The organism is Streptomyces deccanensis, assembly GCF_022385335.1.
In the GTDB taxonomy this organism is placed as follows: Bacteria; Actinomycetota; Actinomycetes; order Streptomycetales; family Streptomycetaceae; genus Streptomyces; species Streptomyces deccanensis.
The window spans coordinates 260,557-280,385 of sequence record NZ_CP092431.1 but is presented as its reverse complement, the minus strand read 5'-3'; the positions used below and the strand labels follow the sequence as shown (position 1 = coordinate 280,385).

At 71.5% G+C, this 19,829-nt stretch carries 16 protein-coding genes; 7 read left to right on the top strand and 9 right to left on the bottom strand.

Annotation, left to right across the window (positions count from 1 at the left end):
- Positions 1–3: 3 nt before the first annotated feature.
- On the top strand, positions 4–885 hold the full coding sequence (locus tag L3078_RS01350) for an SMP-30/gluconolactonase/LRE family protein (RefSeq protein ID WP_239750073.1): 882 nt from the start codon (positions 4–6) through the stop codon (positions 883–885).
- Positions 886–895: 10 nt separating this feature from the next.
- Here the strand turns inward: L3078_RS01350 and L3078_RS01345 are convergent, their stop codons facing one another.
- The gene (locus tag L3078_RS01345; protein WP_239750072.1) at positions 896–2,014 is read right to left on the bottom strand and encodes a fatty acid desaturase family protein; all 1,119 of its coding nucleotides are present in this window, start codon (positions 2,012–2,014) and stop codon (positions 896–898) included.
- A gap of 7 nt (positions 2,015–2,021) precedes the next feature.
- Positions 2,022–3,077: a ferredoxin reductase gene (locus L3078_RS01340; protein ID WP_239750071.1), complete on the bottom strand. Its 1,056-nt coding sequence runs from the start codon at positions 3,075–3,077 to the stop codon at positions 2,022–2,024.
- 86 nt (positions 3,078–3,163) lie between these two features.
- Here L3078_RS01340 and L3078_RS01335 point away from each other — a divergent pair, with 86 nt between their 5' ends.
- Positions 3,164–4,303, top strand: coding sequence for a PucR family transcriptional regulator (locus tag L3078_RS01335; RefSeq protein WP_239750070.1), 1,140 nt, complete (start codon positions 3,164–3,166; stop codon positions 4,301–4,303).
- A gap of 66 nt (positions 4,304–4,369) precedes the next feature.
- On the opposite strand, the gene L3078_RS01330 is transcribed toward L3078_RS01335, so the two are convergent.
- A complete protein-coding gene (locus tag L3078_RS01330; protein ID WP_239750069.1) occupies positions 4,370–4,807 on the bottom strand; it encodes a MarR family winged helix-turn-helix transcriptional regulator in 438 nt (145 codons plus the stop codon).
- Positions 4,808–5,022: 215 nt separating this feature from the next.
- Here L3078_RS01330 and L3078_RS01325 point away from each other — a divergent pair, with 215 nt between their 5' ends.
- Positions 5,023–5,664 (top strand): FMN-dependent NADH-azoreductase, encoded by a 642-nt coding sequence (locus L3078_RS01325; RefSeq protein WP_239750068.1) that lies wholly within the window; start codon positions 5,023–5,025, stop codon positions 5,662–5,664.
- A gap of 160 nt (positions 5,665–5,824) precedes the next feature.
- On the opposite strand, the gene L3078_RS01320 is transcribed toward L3078_RS01325, so the two are convergent.
- Complete coding sequence (locus tag L3078_RS01320) at positions 5,825–7,243, bottom strand: MATE family efflux transporter (protein WP_239750067.1); 1,419 nt, start codon at positions 7,241–7,243, stop codon at positions 5,825–5,827.
- A gap of 344 nt (positions 7,244–7,587) precedes the next feature.
- Between L3078_RS01320 and L3078_RS01315 the strand changes: the two genes are divergently transcribed.
- From L3078_RS01315 to L3078_RS01300, 4 genes are read left to right on the top strand one after another with little or no spacing between them, the layout of a single operon-like run.
- Positions 7,588–9,120: an ABC transporter substrate-binding protein gene (locus L3078_RS01315; RefSeq protein WP_420864153.1), complete on the top strand. Its 1,533-nt coding sequence runs from the start codon at positions 7,588–7,590 to the stop codon at positions 9,118–9,120.
- The gene (locus tag L3078_RS01310; protein WP_420864027.1) at positions 9,117–10,130 is read left to right on the top strand and encodes an ABC transporter permease; all 1,014 of its coding nucleotides are present in this window, start codon (positions 9,117–9,119) and stop codon (positions 10,128–10,130) included. The genes L3078_RS01315 and L3078_RS01310 overlap by 4 nt, the downstream gene beginning before the upstream one ends.
- Positions 10,127–10,945: an ABC transporter permease gene (locus tag L3078_RS01305; RefSeq protein WP_239750064.1), complete on the top strand. Its 819-nt coding sequence runs from the start codon at positions 10,127–10,129 to the stop codon at positions 10,943–10,945. The genes L3078_RS01310 and L3078_RS01305 overlap by 4 nt, the downstream gene beginning before the upstream one ends.
- Positions 10,942–12,615 carry an ABC transporter ATP-binding protein gene (locus tag L3078_RS01300; RefSeq protein ID WP_420864026.1) on the top strand — a complete coding sequence of 558 codons (1,674 nt, stop codon included), beginning with the start codon at positions 10,942–10,944 and terminating at the stop codon, positions 12,613–12,615. The genes L3078_RS01305 and L3078_RS01300 overlap by 4 nt, the downstream gene beginning before the upstream one ends.
- A 52-nt stretch (positions 12,616–12,667) precedes the next feature.
- On the opposite strand, the gene L3078_RS01295 is transcribed toward L3078_RS01300, so the two are convergent.
- The 5 genes from L3078_RS01295 to L3078_RS01275 form a co-directional block, all read right to left on the bottom strand.
- Positions 12,668–13,528, bottom strand: a complete 861-nt coding sequence (locus tag L3078_RS01295; RefSeq protein WP_239750060.1) for a 3-hydroxybutyryl-CoA dehydrogenase — start codon at positions 13,526–13,528, stop codon at positions 12,668–12,670.
- A 47-nt stretch (positions 13,529–13,575) separates the two neighbouring features.
- Complete coding sequence (icmF, locus tag L3078_RS01290; RefSeq protein WP_239750058.1) at positions 13,576–16,806, bottom strand: fused isobutyryl-CoA mutase/GTPase IcmF; 3,231 nt, start codon at positions 16,804–16,806, stop codon at positions 13,576–13,578.
- Positions 16,807–16,938: 132 nt separating this feature from the next.
- Positions 16,939–17,907 carry a PDR/VanB family oxidoreductase gene (locus tag L3078_RS01285; RefSeq protein ID WP_239750057.1) on the bottom strand — a complete coding sequence of 323 codons (969 nt, stop codon included), beginning with the start codon at positions 17,905–17,907 and terminating at the stop codon, positions 16,939–16,941.
- Positions 17,908–17,928: 21 nt separating this feature from the next.
- On the bottom strand, positions 17,929–19,119 hold the full coding sequence (locus L3078_RS01280) for an acetyl-CoA C-acyltransferase (RefSeq protein ID WP_239750056.1): 1,191 nt from the start codon (positions 19,117–19,119) through the stop codon (positions 17,929–17,931).
- A 56-nt stretch (positions 19,120–19,175) separates the two neighbouring features.
- Positions 19,176–19,781, bottom strand: a complete 606-nt coding sequence (locus L3078_RS01275; protein WP_239750055.1) for a histidine phosphatase family protein — start codon at positions 19,779–19,781, stop codon at positions 19,176–19,178.
- Positions 19,782–19,829: the final 48 nt, after the last annotated feature.

Below are 19,829 nucleotides of genomic sequence, written 5' to 3'. Positions count from 1 at the left end.
AACATGACACCAACGGCGGCGGTCGTCGTCGAGGGAGCCTACGAACTCGCCGAGGGCGGCCGCTGGTTCGACGGCCGGTACGTGTACGTCGACATCCTCAGCGGGCGGCTCTTCGAACTGCGCGACGACCGCGACGACCTCGGTCCGACCCGACTCGCCCGCCTCGACGTCCCGTTGGGCGCCGTCGCCCCGGTGGCCGGCCGACCGGACAGCTGGATCGCCGCCGCGGGCACCGGCATCGCGCTGCTCACCCCCGACGGCACCCTGGAATGGCTCGACCGGCCCGAGGACCGCACCCCGGCCCCCAGCCGCATGAACGACGGCGTCGCGGACCCCGCGGGGCGCTTCTGGGCCGGCAGCATGGCCTACGACGGCACCCCCGGCGCGGGCTCCCTCTACCGGACGGACCCGGACGGCACGGTGGTGCGAGTCCTCGACGGGCTGACCATCGCCAACGGCCCCGCGTTCACCGCCGACGGCACGACCATGTATCTCGCGGACACGGCTGTCGGCACCGTCCTGCGCTGCCGTGTCGACCCCGTCTCGGGCGGGCTCGTGGGCGGCCCGGAGACCTTCGCCCGACTGCGTGACGGGGAAGGAAGTCCCGACGGCATGACCGTCGACGCGGAGGGCTGCCTGTGGGTGGCGCTGTGGGGAGCGGGGGCGGTCCGCCGCTACCATCCCGACGGCCGCCTCCTCGACACCCTGACCGTCCCCGCCCCGCATCCCACGTCGGTGTGCCTGCTGCCCGGAGACACCGACCGCCTCTTCGTCACCACGGCCCGGTACGGGGTGACGAACCCGACCTCGGCCTCCGGGGCGGTACTCAGCGTCCCCGTACCGGTCGGGGGAACGGCGGCCTGCTCCTGGCGCGGCGCGCTCTGACCGGCCCGAATCAGGCCGCGACGAGCTCCTGCTCGCGGTCCGGCGTCCTGACCTTGGGCTTCTTGTTCGGCAGTGAGAGGCGGACGACCTTGCGCCACGCGGAGAACACCTGCTTGGGCAGCGGCCCGGTGACGTACTCCAGCTCGTACTTCTCGAACAGCGCGCGCACCTTCACCGCGACCTCGGCGTACCGGTTGCTCGGCAGGTCCGGGAACAGGTGGTGCTCGATCTGGTGCGACAGGTTGCCGGTCATGAAATGCATGGCCTTGCTGCCGCTGATGTTCGCCGAGCCCATCATCTGGCGCAGGTACCACTGGCCGCGCGTCTCGCCCTTGATCGACCGGCGCTCGAAGACCTGCACACCCTCGGGGAAGTGCCCGCACATGATCACCGAGTGGGACCAGAGGTTGCGGACCAGGTTCGCGGTGAACGTGGCGGCGAGCGTGGGGAGGAACGACGGGCCCGACAGCAGCGGGTGGATCACGTAGTCCTTGAGCACCTGCTTGCGGATCTTGCGGCCCACGGCCCTGGCCCGCGCCCGGAACTCCGGGTTCTTGCGGCGGCGCTTGTGCAGGTTCTTGCCGAGCTCCAGGTCGTACGCCGCGATGCCGTACTCGAAGAAGCAGGCGTTGATGAAGTTCCACATCGGCTGGCCGAGGTGGAACGGGTGCCACTTCTGGTCCTCGTCGACGCGCATGATGCCGTAGCCGAGGTCGTTGTCCTTGCCGATCACGTTGGTGTACGTGTGGTGCAGCTCGTTGTGCGAGTGCTTCCACTGGTCGGCCGGGGAGACGTGGTCCCATTCCCAGGTGGTGGAGTGGATCTTCGGGTCCCGCATCCAGTCCCACTGGCCATGCAGGATGTTGTGGCCGATCTCCATGTTGTCCATGATCTTCGCCACGGACAGACCGGCGGTGCCGATCAGCCACGCGGGCGGGAAGATCGAGAACAACAGCACGCCCCGGCTGACCAGTTCGAGCTTGCGCTGCGCCGAGATGACCTTGCGGATGTACGCGGCGTCCTTCTCGCCGCGGCTCGCGATCACCTCGTCGCGGATCGCGTCCAGCTCGCGGCCGAGCTCCTCGATCTGCTCCGCGGTCAGATGGGCGGTGGGGTCGATGGCGGTCAAGGTGCTCCTACCGTTCGATGTCACAGGGGCCCGCCGCGGCGGACACGCAGGTCTGGATGAGGACGCCCGGTTCGGCCTCGGTGATCTCGCCGGTGCGCAGGTCGCGGACGGCGCCCGCCTTGAGCGGCGTGACGCAGCCGAAGCAGATGCCCATGCGGCACCCGGACGGCATGAGCACACCGGCCTCCTCGCCGACGTCCAGCAACGGCGTGGCGCCGTCCGCGTCGACGGTCGTGCCGGTGGTGCTGAACGTGACCTCGCCACCGTCGCCGGTGGCGACGACGGTGGGGCGAAAGCGCTCGGTGTGCAGGCGCTCCCGGACGCCGTGCTCCGTCCAGTGCTCCTCGGCGGCGTCGAGCAGTCCCGCGGGACCGCAGGCCCAGGTCTCGCGCTCGGCCCAGTCGGGCACGAGGTCGCCGAGACGGGCGATGTCGAGCATGCCGTCGGTGTCGGTGTGCAGCTCGGTGAGGCGCAGCTTCTTGTCCGCGACCAGGGCGTGCAGATCGTCGCGGAAGATCACGTCGTGCGGCCGCGGCGCGGAGTGGACCATGACGACGTCGTCGAAGTCGGTGTCGCGCAGCATGCCCATCACGGGCGTGATGCCGCTGCCGGCCGTCAGATAGAGCACCTTGGCGGGCTTGGCCTCCGGCAGCACGAAGTCACCGGTCGCCTGGTCGAGCTGGATCAGCGTGCCCGGTGTCGCCCTGCGGACCAGGTGGTTGCTGACCTTGCCGTCCGGGATCGCCTTCACGGTGATCGTGATGCGGCCGTCCCGGCGGTCGGTCGGCGAGGTGAGCGAGTAGGCACGCCACAGGCGCACCCCGTCGACGTCGACCCCGACCCGCACGTACTGACCGGCTGTGTGGCCGCGCCAGCCCCGTCCCGGTCTGATCACGATGGTCGCGGCGTCACCCGTCTCGGGGCGCACGGCTTCGATGCGCCCGCGCAGGTCGGCGCCGGCCCGCAGCGGGCTGACCAGGTCGAGGTAGTCCGACGGCACCAGCGGCGTCGTGACCATCTCCAGCAGTTTCCACGCCCTGCTGCGCAGGGCCACACTCGTCATGACTCCAGCTTGCTGTGCCTCAGGGCGTAAAGTCCTGTCCGCAGGACGTGAATCTGATCGGTTGAATTGTTCGCGGGGAACAAAAAATGAGTCACGCAATCCAGAGGGCCAACGAATTGGCCCTGGACGAGACGACGGTCACCGCGCTGCGGGCCGCGCTGAGGACCACCGCGGACGAGGTCGTCCAGGCGATCATCGACGAGGTCCCTCCCTACGCGGGCGCTCTCTCGGGCAGCATGGGCGGCACCATCCGCCGAGCAGTCCGCACCGCCCTCGGGCACTACCTGGACCTCGCGAGCGGGAACGCCACGGGCGGCGACGCCGGGGACGCGGCCTACGAGCTGGGACGCGGCGAGGTGCGCGACGGCCGTTCGATGGACGCCCTGCTCAGCGCCTACCGCGTCGGCGCCCGCGTGGCCTGGCGCTGCCTGGCCGCGGGTGCCGTACCCGCCGGTCTGCCTGCCGCCGAGGTCGCCAAGTTCGCCGAGCTGACCTTCGCCTACATCGACGAGCTCTCCGCCGCGAGCGCCGCGGGCCACGCCGACGAACTGGCCGCCCGGGGCCGGGCCCATGAACGCCACCTGGAGCAACTGGTCCGCGACCTGCTCGCCGGCGCGAGCCCGGACGTGCTGCTGGCCTCCGCGCAACGGGCCGCGTGGCAGCCTCCGGCCTCGCTGACCGCCGTCCTGCTGCCCGCCGCCCAGGCCCGGCCCGCCTGCCGACTGCTCGACCCGAACACCCTCGTCCTCGATGATCTGCCGGACGACCTCGGCGTGCTGCTCGTCCCCGATGCCGACCGATCACACCTCTTGCGGCGGATGACCGACCGCACCGCCGTGGTCGGCCCGGCCCGGCCGTGGACGCGCGCGTCCGCCTCGTACGCACGGGCCGTACGCGCGCGCTCCCTCTCCTCCGACATCCGCGACACCGAGGACCATCTGCCGGAGCTGGTGCTGAGCGCCGACGAGGACGCGTTGGCGGACCTGCGTGCCCGAGCCCTCGCACCGTTGCGGGCCCTGCCTGCCGCGACGGCACGGCGGTTGGAGGAGACGCTGCGGGCGTGGCTGCTGCACCAGGGCAGGCGGGACGAGGTGGCGGCGGCGCTGTTCGTCCACCCCCAGACCGTCCGGTACCGGATGTCACAGCTGCGGGAGCTGTTCCCGGACCTCGCGACACCGCACCGGGTCCTCGAACTGACGCTGGCGGTCGGTCTCCGGGCGAGCTGACGCGACGGGCGACTCAGGCTCGCCAGCCCGTCGTCGGCAGTCGTCACCTAGGAGAGGAGCGGCGCCTCAGCCTCCGAGGGTGCCCCGCTGAGCGGTGAGGGCGACCCGGGTCAGGAGGTCGCGGAACTGGGCCCGCTGCTCTTCGTTCAACTCCACGAGCAGCCGTGCTTCGGCGGCCGCGACATCAGTGCGCATGCGCTGCAGTTGCGATCGGCCTTCGTCCGAGAGGATCACGTGGCGAGCCCGCCGGTCCTGCGGATTCGGGCGTCGCGACAGCAGGCCCTGCCCCTCCAGGCCGTCGAGGAGGTAGGTCATCACCGTTCGGTCGAGACCGACCTGGCCCGCCAGTTCGAGTTGTGTGGGGGGCTTGTCCCCGGCCTCCGCCAGTGCCACGAGCACCAGGTAGGCGCGTGCTCCTCCGGGCAGCGTCTCCGCGGCCTCGGCTGAAGCGCGCCGAAGCGCCCCCGAAATCATACGAATGGCCCAGACCAGGTCGTTGTCCAAGGCGAGACACTGGGCGTTTTCGCTCGAACGGCCGCGAGGTTCAGAGGACATCACATCACCGTAGCACCTTTCGGCATGGCGACAGACAGTCTGCCGAGCAGAATATTTGTCCGGCGCAGTGTGCGAGTTTCGATCGTTCAGGTTTTCTTGTCGGCAGATGTTCTGCTGTGCATACTATCTGCGTTGCAGCAGAACTATGTCGGAGGTACCGCACCATGAACCTGTTCCGTCTCGACGCGAGCATCCGTACCGAAGGGTCGGTGAGCCGCGCCCTCGCCGACACCGCCGAGCAGGCGTGGCTCGCCGAGCACCCCGGCGGCGTCGTGACCCGGCGCGACCTCGGGGTCCACCCGCTGCCCGGGGACGCCTGGACCGCGCTCGCCCACGAAGTCGTCAACCCGGCCGCACCGGCCCCCGCCGAGGCGCACGAGCTCCTCGACCGCCTCGGCGCGGAACTGCTCGCCGCCGACGCGTTCCTGTTCGCGGTGCCGATGTACAACTGGAACGTCCCGGAGCAGGTCAAGACCTGGATCGACCTGATCCTGAAGCACCCCGTGGTGGGTGTGCACGGTGACTGGCCGCTCAAGGGCAAGCCGGCGCTGCTGACGTTGAGCCGGGGCGGCGGCTACGGGCCCGGCACCCCGAAGGAGGGCTGGGATCACGCCACCCCCTACCTGCGCATGATCCTGGCCGACGTCTTCGGCCTCGACCTGCAGATCGCCGAGGCGGAGCTGACCCACGCGTTCTGGAACCCGGAGATGGCGCACCTGCGAGGACTGGCCGAAGAATCCATGAAGACAGGGCACGAGCACGCCGCCGAGCATGGGCTGCGGATCGCCAAGCTCAGCAGGGTCTGATGCGCGAGCGGGCGCGGCACCGAGGAGGACGGCTGCCTGCTGGCGGCCCGGCCGTCTTTTGATCTCGGCCCACTGACCCCCTCGGGACGGGCGGCACGCGCGATCGTGCGTGCCGCCCGTTCATGCCGGCGGTGCCCTGGAACCGACCGGGCGGCCCCGTTCAGGCCCGGGACGGTGCCGGTTGTATGGGGTGGGGCAGGCGGCCGAGGCCCTGGTTGTAGCGGCGTAGCAGGAGTACGGCCGTGGTGGCGAGGCCGGTGAGGAGGCCGAGCCAGATACCGAGGGTGTCGAGCCCGGTGGTGAGACCCAGGAGGGCGGCGGCGGGGAGGCCGACGAGCCAGTAGCCGACGAGGGTGACGCGGAAACCCCCCTTGGTGTCGTCGAGGCCCCGCAGCAGACCGACCCCGATGTTCTGGGTGCAGTCGAAGAACTGCAGGACCGCCGCGACCAGGAGCAGCTGCGTGGCGATCTCGACCGCCCGGTCGTCACCGCTGTCGAGGAACGGCGCGAGGACGAGGCCCGGCAGGGTCACGTAGACCACACCGACCACGGCCATGACAACGCCGGCGCAGGCCAGGGCCGTGGTCTTGAGGCGCTGGGCGGCGGCCAGACGGCGCAGTGCCAGCTCCCGGCTGACGCCGATGGACGCGGCGTGGGAGAGGCCGACGGCTATCTGGAAGACGATGTAGACGAGCTGGTTGACGGCGGTGTGGGCGGCCAGGGCCGCCGTGCCGAAACTGCCGGCGAAGAGGGCGACGACGAAGAAGAAGCCCGCCTCGGAGCCGTAGGTGGCCGCGATCGGCGTACCGAGGCCGGTGAGTCCGCGCAGGGTGGCGGGGCGGGTCTTCCAGACGGCGAGGGACAGCACCGGGGCGAGTCGGCTGTCGCGCCGGGCGGAGAGATACAGGGCGAGACAGGACAGGGCGTAGACCAGGCTGGTGGCCAGGCCGATGCCGGGCAGGCCCAGTTCGGGGAAGATCCACGTGCCGTGGATGAAGGCCCAGTTGAGGCCGGCGTTGACGGCGATCGAGGCCAGGGTGATCCGCAGCAGGGCCTGGGGGCGGCGCATGCCGACGGTGAACTGGCGTATCGCCTGGAACCACAGACAGGGGATCAGGCCGGGCGCCATCGTGTAGAGGACGGGCTTGGCGGCGTCGACCACGTCCGGGTCCTGGCCGAGCCAGATCACGGCGTGCCCGATGAGCACCATCAGGACCGCGCCCGCGACGCCCACCAGGGTCGACAGCAGCAGGCTCGCCCGAACGAGGTCGCGGACCTCCTCCCGGGCGGCCGCGGCGTCGGCGCCGCTCTCGCCTTCGCCCGTGGACTCCGCCTGGGCGTCGGCCGCCGCGACCTGGTTGCCGACGGCGGTGACCATGCCGACTCCCATGGTGCGCAACTGGTTGAAGATCACCATGGCGAGGCCGCCCGCGGCCAGGGCCTCGGTGCCGAGCAGGCCCATCATGACGGTGTCGGTGGTGGTCAGCGCGACCTGTGCGAGCTGGGTGAGGGCCAGCGGCACGGCCAGCGTCGCCAGGGCGCGGCTGTCGCCGAGAAGGCGGGCGAGGGCGGGCGGCATCGGTTCCGTTCCTGTGTGGGGGAGAGGGCGGGGGCGAAGGGAAAGTTACCCCTGGACGTGGACTTGGACCTCTGGCGGGGTCTGGGCCTGGCTGGGGGGCGGGGCTGGGGCCCTGAGCCTTGGCTCGTGTGCGGGGCCGGACTCGGTCCTCGGCCTAGGCGTCCGGTGTGATGCGACGGAGTTCGGCGAGAGAACTCCATACAGTAGGCAAGGGCTACCTAAGTTTGATCTAGGTCACACATCTGGAGGCCTTGCCGCACAGATGACGCACAGGATAGGTAAGGCTAAGCAAAGCAAGCCAACTGCGGGAAAATGAGGAACAAGTGGAGCTGACGCGACGTCATATGCTCTGGGCCGGCGGAGCCATCGGCGCGGGAGCCCTGCTCACCGCCTGCGGCGGCGGCGACGAAAAGCCGACCGCGTCCGCCACCGGCGGTTCGGCCAAGCCGGTCAAGGGCGGAACCCTGCGGGTCGGCGCGCTCGGACGGGCCGGGGCCATCACCCGTGACCCCCACGGCAGTCAGGCCAACGAGAGCGACTACCTCATCCTCAGCCTGATCTACGACACGCTCACCGTCCCCGGCACCAAGCCCAACACCGAGCCCCGCCTCGCCGCGAGCTGGAAGCCCTCCGCGGACCTCAAGACCTGGCGCTTCACGATCGCCAAGGGCGCCAAGTTCCACGACGGTGCACCAGTCACCGCAGAGGACGTCGTCTTCTCTCTCAAGCGCCTGCGCGCCACCCCCTCGGGTGCCTCGCGCCTGCCCGGCATCCAGGAGAAGAACATCTCCGCCGAGGGCACCGACACCGTCGTCATCGTCTCCGACTACGCCAACGCCGAACTCCCGCTGCTGGTCCGCCTCACCACGTTCGTCATCCCCAAGGGCACCTCGGACAAGGACATAGCCAAGGCCCCCGGCACAGGCCCCTTCAAGCTGGACTGGTTCCGCGGGGGCAACGCCCGCCTCGTCCGCAACGAGGACTGGTACGGCGGCGACGTGCACCTCGACGCCATCGAGGTCAAGATCTTCGAGAGCCCGCAGGCCATGGCGAGCGCCCTGCTCGCGGGCCAGATCGACCTCGCCTCCAACGTCGGCGCCGTCGCCGCCCGTACGGCCGAGAGCCGCAAGGACATCCAGACCGTCCGCCGCCCCAACGACATGGCGATGCCCATCGTCATGCGCACCGCCGACGGCCCGTTCGCCGACCCGAAGGTCCGCGAGGCACTGCGCCTGGCCGTCGACCGCGAGGCCATGGTCAAGCAGGTCCTCTCCGGCTATGGCACCGTCGCCAACGACGTCCTCGGCACCGGCGACCCGGCCTACGACAAGAGCCTCCCGCAGCGCACCCGCGACCTCGCCAAGGCCAAGGAGCTGCTGAAGGAGGCGAAGTTCGACACCTCCAAGACCTACGAGCTGTACACCACCGAGGACATCTCCGGCCTCGCCGAGTCGGCCACACTCTTCGCCACCCAGGTGCGCGAGGCCGGCGTCAAGGTCAAGGTCGTCAAGCAGGAGTCGGCCACCTTCTGGGACAAGACCTGGCTCAAGGGCGACCTCTACACCACCTACTGGGGCACCAACGACTCCGTCGTCTTCTTCGCCAGCAAGACCATGGTCTCCGAGAGCGGCACCAACGAGGCCGGCTGGAAGAACGAGGACTTCGACGCGGCGTACGAGGAGGCCATCGGCACCGCCGCCCCGGTGGAGCGCACCGCACTGCTGAAGGTGCTCCAGAAGATCGAGTACGACAGCTCCGGCTACCTCCTGTGGGGCATGGCCGACGGCATCGACCTCGCCGGACCCAAGGTCCACGGACTGCCCGAACTGCCCGGCTACGGCCGGGTCCAGCTCGAACGGGCGTGGCTGGCCCGTTGAGCCCTGACACGGCCGCACCGGCCGGGCCCCCTCCCACGACGGAGGGGGCCCGGCCGACCCGCGCTCCCGTCCTCCTGCCGCTCGCCCGCGTCGGCGCCGTCGTCCTGAAACGGGCGGTGCTGCTCGCGATGCTGCTCGCGCTGGTCTTCCTCACCGTCGAGCTGCTCCCCGGCGACGCGGCGACCGCCACCTCCGAACGGGGCGAGAGCGGGGCCGACCTCCAGCAGCGGCGCGAACTCCTAGGCCTGGACCGGCCCGTCCTGGAGAGGTTCTGGGACTGGATGAGCGGCCTGCCCACGGGAGACCTGGGCACGTCGGCACGCGGCGAGAAGGTCACCGACCTGCTGTCGACCGCGTTTCCGAACACCTTGCTGCTGGGCGGGCTCGCGCTGCTGCTCACCGCCGCACTGTCGCTGGCACTCGGCTGCTGGGCCGCGCTCCGGCCCGGCGGGCGCGTGGACCGGGCGGTGTCCGCCACCGCCACCGCCGTCCTCGCACTGCCCGAGTTCGTGGTCGCCGTCGCCCTGGTCCTGGTGCTGTCCCTGTGGACCGGCTGGCTGCCCGCCGTCACCCTCGCCGACGCCGACGGAACCCCCGGCGACTGGACCATGCTGATCCTGCCCGCGCTCGCCCTGACCGTCCCCCAGGTCGGCTGGAACGTACGCATCGTGCGCGCCGCCCTCGCCGACGAGGCCCGCGCCCCCCACGTGGAGACCGCCGTCCTGGACGGGCTGCCGCCCCACCGCGTCCTCACCCACCACGTCCTGCCCGGCGCCCTGCCCACCATCACCGCCGGCCTCGCCACCTCGACCGGCATGCTCCTCGGCGGCGCCGTCGTCGTGGAGACCATCTTCAACTACCCCGGCATCGGCTCGGTCCTGGCCTCCGCGGTCACCGACCGCGACAGCCCGGTCATCGCCGGGGTGACGGCCCTCGCGGGCGCGGTCATCACCGGCGTACTGCTCCTGGCCGACCTGGTACGGGACCTGACGGCCGGAGTACGCCGATGACCCCCCGGACCTGGGCGACGACAGCCCTGCGTGTGCTGCCCGCCGCGTTCCTGCTCTGCCTCGCCCTCGCCGGGCCCTGGCTCGCCCCGCACGCCATCGACGCCCCGGTCACCGCGCCGTACGCGGAACCCGGCGCCGACGCCGTACTCGGCGGCGACCAGCTCGGCCGCGACGTCCTCAGCAGGCTGCTCGCCGGGGGCCGTGACCTGGTCCTCTCCTCCCTGCTCGTCGCGGTCCTCGTCACCGGCGGCGCGGCGGTGCTCGGCACGATCGGGGCGCTGCGGCCCCGCGTCGGACGCCTGGTGGAACAGCTCGCCGATGTGCTGATGCTGCTGCCCGCCGTGCTCGGCATCCTCCTCGTCACCCTCTCCTGGCCGGACGGCGGCCGTTTCGCCGTGATCGCCGCCGCCGTGGCCCTCGGCGTGCCGTACGCGGTACGACTCGCGGCCGGCGCGGCGGCACCGGTCGCCGCCTCCGGATACGTCGAGGCAGCGGCGGCGGGCGGCGAACGCCTGTGGTACCTGGTGCTGCGCGAGGTGCTGCCCAACCTTCGGGCCACCCTCCTCGCCCTGTTCGGCCTGCGCTTCGTCGCCGCCGTCTACCTCGTCGCCACGGCCGGCTTCCTCCAGGTCGGGCCCCAACCCCCGGCCGCCGACTGGGCGTTGATGATCCGCGAGAACTCCTCCGGCATCCTCCTCAACCCCTGGGCCGTCGTCGCCCCCAGCGCCGCCATCGGTCTGCTCGCCCTCAGCGTCAACCTCGCGGCAGCCGCCCTCGCCCCGCAGACCGGCCGGAAGGCGGTGACCGTCCTGTGAACCCCACACCCGACCGGTACCGAAAGGCCGACGACGACTCCTCGGCATCCCCGGCCACTCCGCTGGCTCAGGCGACTCCGGTGGCTCAGGTCACGGACCTCGCCGTCTCGGCACCCGACGGCAGGACCGTGCTCCAGGACGCCGCGCTCATGCTCCGGCCGGGACGGCTGCTCGCCCTGACCGGACCCTCCGGCTCGGGCAAGACGACGCTGCTGCGCGCCCTCACCGGCCTCCTGCCGCCCGGCACCACCCGCACCGCCGGGCGCGTCGAGGTCTTCGGCCAGGACGTGTTCGCCCTGTCCGAACGGGAGTTGCGCGTCCTGCGCCGCGAGCGCCTCGCCTACGTCGGCCAGGACCCGGGCTCGGGGCTGAACCCCCGGATGCGCGTCCGCTCCCTGCTGCGCGAACTCTCCGGCGATCGAACCCCCGAGGCGGTGCGGGCCCTCCTCGCGGAGGTGCGGCTCCCGGACGACGACGGCCGACTCGCCGCACGACGCCCCGCCGCCCTCTCCGGCGGACAACAGCGCCGCGTGGCCCTCGCCCGCGCCCTGGCCCGCCGCCCCCGGATCCTCCTCCTGGACGAGCCGACCGCCGGACTGCACCCCGAACTCCGCGACGAGATCGGCGAGTTGCTGCGCCACCTAGCCAGCGAGCATCAACTCGCCATCGCCCTCTCCTGCCACGACCGCGAACTCGTCGAGCGCATCGCGGACGAGGTGGTGGACCTGGCGACGCCAAATCCGCGCCCCGTCAGGGGCGCGGGGAACTGCGCGACCAGCCCCCACGAACCCGCACCCGCCCAAGCAACCGAACCCCCCGAGCTCTCAGGCGCAAGGGGGTCGAAGGGGCACAGCCCCTTGAGGACGGGACGGGTAGGGGCGGCGGGGGCGACCCCCTCCACCGCACCCCTCCTGGCGATGGACGACCTCCGCGTCACCTTCGCCCGCCGCCGCCGCACCGCCGCCCCCGCCCTCGACGGCGTAACCCTCCGCATCGCCCCCGGCGCCGCCACCGGCATCGTCGGCGCATCAGGCTCCGGCAAGACCACACTGGTCCGCGCCGTGGTGGGCCTGCAACCGATCACCGCCGGCACGATCCGCCTCGACGGGATACCGCTGAGCACCGGCCTGCGCGGCCGCGGCCGCGAACAGCGCCGCCGGATCCAGCTGGTCACACAGAACCCGCTGGGTGCGCTCAACCCCAGTCGAACGGTCGGCGACGCGATCGGCAGGCCGATGCGGCTGCACCGCCGCTGCCCGAACGGTGAGGTACCCGCCCGCGTGGCGGACCTCCTCGAACAGGTCGGCCTGCTCCCCTCGTACGCCGACCGCTATCCGCACGAACTGTCCGGTGGACAGCGCCAGCGCGTGGCCATCGCCCGGGCGCTCGCGGCCGATCCGGACGTCCTCATCTGCGACGAGGTCACCTCCGCGCTGGACTCCACCACCGCCGAGGCGATCATGGACCTGCTGGTCCGGCTGCGCGAGGAACGCGGCACGGCCCTGGTCCTCATCAGCCACGACCTGCCCCTCATCGCCGACCGCACCGACACGGTCACCGTCCTCGACGCGGGCCGCACGGTCGAGTCCGGCCGCACGGCCGACATCTTCACCGCCCCCAGCCACTCCGCGACCAAGGCCCTGCTGCGTCTGCCGGCCGGGACGGTGTGACGGGCCTCGATCGAGAACGGCGGCACCACCTGGTGGTGCCGCCGGATCGGTTTCAGGCGTCGTAGATGTGGAAGCCGCGGCCGCTCTTGCGGCCGAGGTGGCCCGCGGCGACCATGCGGCGCAGCAGGGCGGGCGGTGCGTACAGCGGCTCCTTGAACTCCTCGTACATCGACTCGGCCACCGCCTGCGCGGTGTCGAGGCCGATGAGGTCGAGCAGGCGCAGCGGGCCCATGGGGTGGGCGCAGCCGAGTTCCATGCCCTGGTCGATGTCGTCCGGCCGGGCGGCGCCCGACTCCACCATCCGTACCGCGCTGAGCAGATACGGAACGAGCAGGGCGTTGACGACGAATCCGGAGCGGTCGGGTGCCTGGATGGCCTGTCTGTCCAGTTGCCGGGCGAGCTCGTGGGTGCGGCGCACCGTCTCCTGGTCGGTGGTCAGGGCCGGGATCAGCTCGACCAGCCGCTGCACGGGCACGGGGTTGAAGAAGTGCATGCCGATGACCTGCGCGGGCCGCTCGGTGGCGACGGCCAGGTCGACGACGGGGATAGAGGAGGTGTTGGTTGCGAGGATCGCGGCGGGGTCTTCGAGCGCCTTGTCCAGGGTCCGCAGGACGTCGGTCTTGACGGCGCGGTTCTCGGCGACGGCCTCGATGACGAACTGACGGTCGGCCAGGTCGCCGAGGTCGGGGGTGTAGGACAGACGGGCGAGGGCCTCGTCCCGTTGCTGCTCGGTGAGCTTGCCGCGCCGTACGCCGCGGTCGAGGGAGGCGGTGATACGGCGGCGGCCGGCCTCGGCGGCGTCGTGGCCGGCTTCGGCCACACGGACGTCGATGCCGTTGCGGGCGGCGACTTCGGCGATGCCGGAGCCCATGAGGCCGCAGCCGACGACGCCGAGACGGGTGACGGGATCCATTCGAGGTCCTCTTCGTAGAGTTGCGGCACGGGGGTTGCGGGGCCGGTTCAGACGTTGCGGCGGTACTGGCCGCCGACCTCGAAGAAGGCCTCGGTGATCTGTTGGAGGGAGCAGACCCGGGCGGCGTCCATGAGGACCGCGAAGACGTTGCGGCCGCTCACCGCCGCGTCCTTCAGGGCGGTCAGGGCCGCGTGGGCCTCGTCGCGGTGGCGGGCCTGGTGGTCCCTGACACGGGCCAGCTGGGACTGCTTCTCCTGCTCGGTGGCGCGGGCCAGTTCGATGGCGCCGGGCTCGGTGGTGTCGGCGTGGGGGTTGCGGAAGGTGTTGACGCCGATGAGGGGCAGGGTGCCGTCGTGCTTGCGCTGCTCGTAGAGCATCGACTCGTCCTGGATGCGGCCGCGCTGGTAGCCGGTCTCCATGGCGCCGAGGACACCGCCGCGCTCGCTGATCCGCTCGAACTCCTGGAGCACGGCCTCCTCGACCAGGTCGGTGAGTTCGTCGATGACGAAGGAGCCCTGGAGGGGGTTCTCGTTCATGGCCAGGCCCCACTCCCGGTTGATGATCAGCTGGATGGCCAGGGCCCGGCGCACGGACTCCTCGGTGGGGGTGGTGACCGCCTCGTCGTAGGCGTTGGTGTGCAGGCTGTTGCAGTTGTCGTAGATGGCGATGAGCGCCTGCAACGTTGTGCGGATGTCGTTGAAGTCCATCTCCTGCGCGTGCAGGGAGCGGCCCGACGTCTGGACGTGGTACTTCAGCTTCTGGCTGCGCTCGTTCGCGCCGTACTTCTCCTTCATCGCCACCGCCCAGATACGGCGGGCCACCCGGCCCAGCACCGTGTACTCCGGATCCATGCCGTTGGAGAAGAAAAACGACAGGTTCGGGGCGAAGTCGTCGATGTGCATGCCCCGGGCCAGGTACGCCTCGACGTAGGTGAAGCCGTTCGCCAGGGTGAAGGCCAGCTGGCTGACGGGGTTCGCGCCGGCTTCGGCGATGTGGTAGCCGGAGATGGACACCGAGTAGAAGTTGCGGACCTTCTGCTCGATGAACCACTCCTGGATGTCGGCCATCATCCGCAGGGAGAACTCGGTGGAGAACAGGCAGGTGTTCTGGCCCTGGTCCTCCTTCAGGATGTCGGCCTGCACCGTGCCGCGCACGTTCGCCAGCGCGTGCGCCCGCAGTTCGGCCGTCTCCTCGGGTGAGGGGGCGCGGCCCTCGGTGGCGCGGAAGTGGTCGATCCGCTGGTCGATGACGGTGTTGAGGAAGAACGCCAGGACGGTGGGCGCGGGGCCGTTGATGGTCATGGAGACCGAGGTGGTCGGCGCGACCAGGTCGAAGCCGTCGTAGAGCGCCTTCATGTCCTCCAGCGTGGCCACGGAGACGCCGGAGGTGCCGACCTTGCCGTAGACGTCGGGTCGTTCGTCCGGGTCGCGGCCGTAGAGGGTGACCGAGTCGAACGCGGTGGACAGGCGGGTGGCCGGCTGGCCTTCGGAGAGCAGCTTGAAGCGACGGTTGGTGCGGAACGGATCGCCCTCGCCGGCGAACATCCGGGCCGGGTCCTCGCCGTCCCGTTTGAAGGGGAACACCCCTGCGGTGAAGGGGAAGTGGCCGGGCAGGTTCTCGCGGCGCCAGAAGTTCACCAGCTCCCCGTGGTCGGTGAACCGGGGCAGCGCGACGCGCCGGACCTTGTTCCCCGACAGGGACTCGCGGGTCAGCCGGGTACGGATCTCCTTGTCCCGGACCTTCACGACCTGTTCGTCACCGGAGTACGAGGCCACGACGGCGGGCCAGTTGGCGATCCGTTCCACGATGTCGTGCGGGAGCTGCCTGCGGGCGTCGTCGAGCAGTGACCGCACGTTCCCGGCGTCGGAGCCGGCCTCGACGAGTTCGGCGCTGACCAGGTCCAGGCGCTGCGCCCGCCGGGCCGCCTCGGCGAGCCGCTCGGTCTCGGCATGGTACGCGCGGACCGTGTCCGTGACCTCGGCGAGGTAGCGCACCCGACCGGCGGGAACCACCTGGCGGATGCCGGAGGAGTGGCGCACGTCGACCGGCGCCGTCACGCCCTCGGACAGCGGCAGCCCCTTCTCGGCCAGTGCGGCCTTCAGGTGCTGGTGGAGCGCGGTGACACCGTCGTCGTTGAAGGTGGCCGCGGAGGTGCCGTACACCGGCATGTCCTCGGGCCGCATGCCGAACGCCTCGCGGTTGCGGACCAGTTGGCGGCCCACGTCCCGCAGCGCGTCCTTGGCGCCGCGCCGCTCGAACTTGTTGATCGCGACGACGTCGGCGAAGTCGAGCATGTCGATCTTCTCCAACTGCGAGGCGGCGCCGAACTCCGGCGTCATCACATAGAGGGAGGTGTCGACGAACGGGACGATCGCCGCGTCGCCCTGTCCGATGCCCGGTGTCTCCACGATCACCAGGTCGAATCCGGCGGCCTTGACCACGTCGATCACGTCGGTGAGGTGCTCGGGCAGCTCACGGCTGCCGCGGGTGGCCAGGCTCCGGAAGAAGACCCGATCGCCGTCCAGGGAGTTCATGCGGATCCGGTCACCGAGCAGGGCGCCGCCGCCCCGGCGGCGGGTCGGGTCGACCGCGATCACGGCGATGCGCAGCTTGTCCTGCTGGTCGAGGCGGAAGCGGCGCACCAGTTCGTCGGTGAGTGAGGACTTCCCCGAGCCGCCGGTGCCGGTGATGCCGAGCACCGGCACGGTGCGTGCCGCCGCGGCAGTACGCAGCTTCCCCAGAAGATCCGGGGGCAGCTTGCCGAGTTCCGCGCCCGTGAGGGCGCGGGCGATCGCGAACCGGTCGCCCGCGAGGACGTCGGCCGCGTCGGCCGCCCCGGCGTCCCAGAGGTCGAAGTCGCAGTCCCGGATCACCGAGTTGACCATCCCGGCCAGGCCCATCCGCTGACCGTCCTCCGGGGAGAAGATGGTGACCCCGCTGTCGCGCAGCCGGGCGATCTCCTCGGGCACGATCACCCCGCCCCCGCCGCCCACCACCCGCACATGCTCCGCTCCGTGCCCGCGCAGGGACTCGACCAGGTACTCGAAGTACTCCACGTGCCCGCCCTGGTAGGACGAGACGGCGACGCCGTGCGCGTCCTCCTCCAGCGCCGCGTCCACGACCTCCCGCACCGAACGGTTGTGTCCGAGGTGGATCACCTCCGCGCCCTGGGACTGGAGGATGCGCCGCATGATGTTGATCGACGCGTCGTGTCCGTCGAACAGGGCCGACGCGGTGACCAGTCGGACGGGGTGCACAGGTCGGTGCAGGTCGCTCATGGGGGCCTTCCCGGGCGGGATGGAGGAACGCTGGCGAGACAGATACTAGGACGTCCTAGTAAATTGCCGGAAGGGGGCATGACGTGAGCAGCGGCACAGGGGCGGTGCGCGAGGCCAACCGCCCCCGCCCGCTCACAGGTCGAGGACGAGGCGGGGCCCGCACGAGCGGGAGACGCAGATGAGCATGGTGTCGCCGGCGGCCCGCTCGTCCTCGGTGAGCAGCGAGTCGCGGTGGTCGGGATCGCCGTCGAGGACGTCGGTCTCACAGGTGCCGCAGGTGCCCTCCCGGCAGGAGAAGGCCACCTCGACGCCCGCCTTCTCCACCGCTTCGAGCACCGAGTGGTCCGGTGGCACGGTGAGGGTGAGCCCGGAGCGGGCGAGTTCCACCTCGAAGGCCTCGGCGGGACCGGCCGCCGCCGTCTCGACCGGGGCGAACCGCTCGACGCCCAGCGTGCCCGCCGGCCAGTCCTCGCACTGCTCCCGCAGTGCCTGCAGCAGGGGTTCGGGACCGCAGGCGTGCACCAGGGTGTCCGGCTCGGGTGGGCCGAGGAAGGCGGCGAGGTCCAGCAGGCCGTACTCGTCCTGGGGACGGATCAGCACACGGTCCCCGTACGGGGCGAGACGGTCCAGGAACGCCATGGAGGTGCGGGTGCGGCCGCCGTACAGCAGTCGCCAGTCGGCTCCCGCGGCGTCGGCGGCCTCGACCATGGACAGGACGGGCGTGATGCCGACCCCGCCGGCCACGAACAGCTGACGTGCGGCGGGCCGCAGCGGGAAGTTGTTCCGGGGGCCACGGACCCGGACGGTGGAGCCTTCGCGCAGGTGGTCGTGGACATGGGCGGAGCCGCCACGGCTGTGCGGCTCGCGCAGCACGGCGATCTGCCACACCCCGCGTTCCTCCGGGCGCCCGCACAGGGAGTACTGACGGATCAGCTCGCCGTCGGCACCGTCCAGGAGCACGTCGATGTGGGCGCCCGGCGTCCAGGACGGAAGTGTCCCGCCGTCGGGGCGGCGCAGGGTGAGGGAGACGACACCGTCGGCGGCGGTGATGCGGTGCGCCACGGTGAGGACCGTCTCGGTCGACGGCAGTTGGTCGTTCATGGTCGCGTCCACTTCCGGGGTTCAGGCCTGTGCCGGCACGTGCAGCAGCAGCGCGTCGCCCTGGCCGCCGCCCCCGCACAGGGCCGCCGCCCCGGTGCCGCCGCCGCGTCGCCGCAGCTCCGCCGCGAGGGTCAGCACGAGGCGGGCGCCCGTCATGCCGACCGGGTGGCCGAGCGCGATGGCACCGCCGTTGACGTTCACCTTCTCCAAGGGGATCTCCAGCTCGCGTACGGAGGCGAGGGCCACTCCGGCGAACGCCTCGTTGATCTCGAACAGATCCAGGTCGGCGGCCTTCAGCCGGCCGTCCCGGGACAGGGCGTCGAGCACCGCGCCGGCCGGCTGGACCAGCAGGGAGGGGTCGGGGCCGGCGACCGTGCCGTAGGCGCCGATCTCGGCGAGCGGGGTGAGGCCCTCCCGCCGGGCGCGTTCCGCGCTCATCACGACGACCGCCGCGGCGCCGTCGGAGAGCTGGGAGGAGTTGCCCGCGGTGACGGTGCCCCCAGGGGAGAACGCCGGCTTCAGACGGCCGAGGCTCTCGGCCGTGCTGTCCGGCCGTACGCCCTCGTCGGTGTCCACCACCGTCTCGCCGCGCCGTCCCGTCACCGTGAACGGGGCGATCTCCTCGCCCAGCGCGCCGGACTCCCGGGCGCGGGCGGCCCGTTGGTGGGAGAGCGCGCTGTACTCGTCCTGCTCCTCGCGGGTCAGGGCGAACGGCTGCTGGTACCGCTCGGTCGCCGCGCCCATGGAGACACCGTCGAAGGCGCACACGAGGGCGTCGCGGTCGAGGGCGTCCTCGACGGCGGTCGCGCCGTACTTCCATCCGGTACGTGCTCCGCGCAGCAGGTGCGGCGCGCCCGACATGGACTCCATGCCGCCCGCGACGACCACCTCGTGACGGCCCGAGGCGATCATGAGGTCGGCCAGGGCGATGGCGTGCAGACCCGACGGACAGAGCTTGTTGACGGTGCTCGCGGGCACGGAGAACGGGACTCCGGCGCGGATCGCGGCCTGCCGTGCCGTATTGGGGCCGGCCCCCGCCTGGACGACATGACCGAGGACGACGGCCTCCACCGCACCCGGGTCCAGGCGCGCGGCGGCCAGTGCCGCGCGGATTGCGTGGGCGCCGAGGTCGACGGCTGACACGGTGCTCAGGGCACCCATCAGTCTGCCGATGGGTGTTCTGGCGCCGGAGACGATGACGGATCCGGGCATGCCGGGGACCTCCTGAAGGAGTGGGGCGATCGGGCCTGGGGCGGGGCAGGGGCGGGTCAGGCGACCGCGTCGACGGCGCGCTCGGCGATCATGTGGGCCGTCTCGTTCACCGAGTGCGGGACGATCCGGCCGCCCGGCAGCCGCCGTACCCGGCAGATCGAGGTGTAGCCGGGGTGGAACCAGAACATCCTGGGCAGGCCGAGCACCGTCGCCAAGTAGGTGTTGGTGATGCCGCCGTGGCACACGGCCGCGACCCGCCCGCCGGGATGGGCGTCGAGGATGGTGTCCATGGCCCGTACGGCACGCGCGCGGAAGGCGTCCCAGTCCAGATCGGGCACGAAGTCCTCGTACCGCCCCTCGGCGAGGGCCGCCGCCCGGGGATCGTCCGCGCCGATCTGCTCCGGCGGGGTGTAGGGGTGCGAGACGTCCGTGTCCCACTCGCGCAGGTCGTCCAGCACGGTCGCGGTCATGCCGGTGAGCCGTTCCAGGGGCGCCACCGTCTCGCGGGCCCGCCGGAACGGGCTGGTGTACAGGGCGTCGATGTCCTCGGTCCCGAGCCAGGCCGCGAGGCGCTCCGCCTGGACGGTGCCCTCCGGCGACAGCCCCGGGTCGTACACGCCCGCCAGGGGGAGGCCGTGCCGGATGAGGAGGAGTTCGGTCATGGATGGTCCTTCGTGGGAAAGGTCGGCGGAGGCCGGTGAGGGTAAGGA